2 protein-coding genes are annotated in these 2252 nt (G+C 70.1%); both read left to right on the top strand.

Features of this window, described 5'->3' with window-relative positions; translation table 11 throughout:
* Nucleotides 1-284 precede the first annotated feature (284 nt).
* Nucleotides 285-635 (top strand): MerR family transcriptional regulator, encoded by a 351-nt coding sequence (locus tag SACSA_RS0111495; protein WP_019816025.1) that lies wholly within the window; start codon nt 285-287, stop codon nt 633-635.
* Between the two features lie 51 nt (nt 636-686).
* A complete protein-coding gene (locus SACSA_RS0111490) occupies nt 687-2072 on the top strand; it encodes an FAD-binding oxidoreductase (RefSeq protein WP_019816023.1) in 1386 nt (461 codons plus the stop codon).
* The last annotated feature ends 180 nt before the right edge of the window (nt 2073-2252 follow it).

Here is a 2252-nt window from a genome sequence, read left to right as displayed (position 1 = left end):
GCTGTCCTCGGCTCCGCCGACGGCCCGCTCGACGGCCCGCGCCGAGCGTGGTGACGGCGTGGCGGCGGTGGTGCGACGGTGGTGGGCAGGCGGCAGGGTGGCCCGCGGGGTGCCCTCGTCCACGAGACTCACGACGATGTTCACCTACTTCGGGTCGCTGGTGTGCGTTTAGCTAGCTGTCGATCTCATAAAACTTATAGCCCGCGCTGAATATTGGGTCAACCAAGAGAAGCAGTTAAGCTGGCACGGATGGTGTGGAAGTACCTGGCCGAAAGCGGGCGGCGATGAACCTGCGCAAGCTCGACGACGAACACTACCCCGCCTTCAGCACGGGACAGGCCGCCGAGCTGCTCGGGGTGGAGCAGCCGTTTTTGCGAAGCCTCGACAGCGCGGGCGTGGTCTCCCCGCAACGGTCCAGCGGTGGGCACCGCCGCTACTCGCGCCACCAGCTCGGGCTCGCGGGCAGGCTGCGTGAGTTGCTCGACGAGGGCCACACGCTCGCCTCGGCGCGCAGCATCCTGCGCCTGGAGACGGAACTGGACGAGGCACACCGGGAGATCGCCCGTCTCCGGGAGCAGCTCAACCGGGCGACCGCCGATCCACCGGACGGACCAACCGAAGACGGCACAGGGTGAAAACCCGGCGTTCGCCTGGCACCGCCCGCGCCACGGCGCGATCATGGGGGAATGGTGCTGGACAACCGGGAGCAGTCGAGTTCCGCCACCACTGACGCCGGCCACCACGCCCGCGTCGCGGCGCTGCGCCGCCGACTCGCCGAACCGGACACGGACGCCCCGGTACGCCTCGCGAAACCGACGTCCAACCTGTTCCGCCCCCGCACACCCACGTCCGGCCCCCGGCTCGACGTGTCGGACTTCACGCACGTGCTGGACGTCGACCCGGTCGCGCGGACCGCCGACGTGGAGGGGATGGTCACCTACGAGCGGCTGGTGGACGCGACCCTGCCGTACGGGCTGATGCCGCTGGTCGTCCCCCAGCTCAAGACCATCACCCTCGGCGGCGCGGTCACCGGACTGGGCATCGAGTCGTCGTCGTTCCGCAACGGGATGCCGCACGAATCGGTGCTGGAAATGGACATCCTCACCGGTGACGGCGACATCGTGACCGCCCGCCCGGACAACGAGCACGCGGAGCTGTTCTTCGGTTTCCCGAACTCCTACGGCACCCTCGGCTACGCCCTGCGGCTGCGCATCGAGCTGGAACCCGTGCGGCCGTACGTGCGGCTGCGGCACGTCCGGCACAGCACGGCCGAAGGCTACGTCGCCGAACTCGACCGGGTGTGCCGGGAGGGCACGGCCGACTTCGTCGACGGCACCGTGTTCTCGCCCCACGAGATGTACCTGACGCTGGGCACGTTCACCGACGAGGCGCCGACGACCAGCGACTACACCTGGCTCGACGTCTACTACCACTCCATCCGCACCCGGGACCTCGATTACCTGCACACCAGGGACTACCTGTGGCGCTGGGACACCGACTGGTTCTGGTGCTCGCGCGCGCTCGGCGTCCAGCACCGCCCGGTCCGCTGGCTGCTCGGCCCGCGACTGCTGCGGTCCGACGTCTACCACCGCGTCGTGTCCTTCGTGCGCGCACACGGCCTGCTCGATCGGGTCGACCGGGCACTGGGCAGACTACCGCGGGAGTCGGTGGTGCAGGACGTGGAGATCCCCGTCGACCGCGCCGCCGAGTTCCTCGACTTCTTCCACCGCGAGATCCCGATCAGTCCGGTGTGGATCTGCCCGGTGCGCCAGCGGCATCCGGACCGGCAGTGGCCCCTGTACGAGCTGGACCCCGGCACGCTCTACGTCAACTTCGGATTCTGGGCGACGGTGCCCACCCGGCCCGGCGATCCGCCCGGCGCGCACAACCGCCTGATCGAGGACACCGTGACCGCGCTCGGCGGGCGCAAGTCGCTGTACTCGGAGAGCTTCTACGACGAGCCGACGTTCTGGCGGCTGTACAACGGCCCGGTCTACGAACGGCTCAAGCGCCGCTACGACCCCCGGCGACGGCTGCTGAACCTGTACGACAAGTGTGTCCGCGCGGCCTAGAGGACCCGCTCGGCCCGGGCGCGTCCACGCGCGGCGACAGGGGAGGAGGAACCACGGTGGGCAGGACAGGACCCGGCACCACGACGGCAACGCAGCGGAGCGGACAGCGCACGTCCGGCATCCGCGCGGCCTCACACGCCCCGGGCGCCCGGCGTCCGAGCACGCGCACACCGCCCGGGC

The sequence above is a fragment of the Saccharomonospora saliphila YIM 90502 genome, from assembly GCF_000383795.1.
In the GTDB taxonomy this organism is placed as follows: domain Bacteria; phylum Actinomycetota; class Actinomycetes; order Mycobacteriales; family Pseudonocardiaceae; genus Saccharomonospora; species Saccharomonospora saliphila.
The sequence above is the reverse complement of the archived record's forward strand: the minus strand, read 5'-3'. Positions and strand labels throughout refer to the sequence as shown.

Bases quoted from the DNA above. Each gene is read 5' to 3' on its own strand.
- SACSA_RS0111495 (WP_019816025.1), top strand. From the start codon at position 285: ATGAACCTGCGCAAGCTCGACGACGAACACTACCCCGCCTTCAGCACG.
- SACSA_RS0111490 (WP_019816023.1), top strand. From the start codon at position 687: ATGGTGCTGGACAACCGGGAGCAGTCGAGTTCCGCCACCACTGACGCC.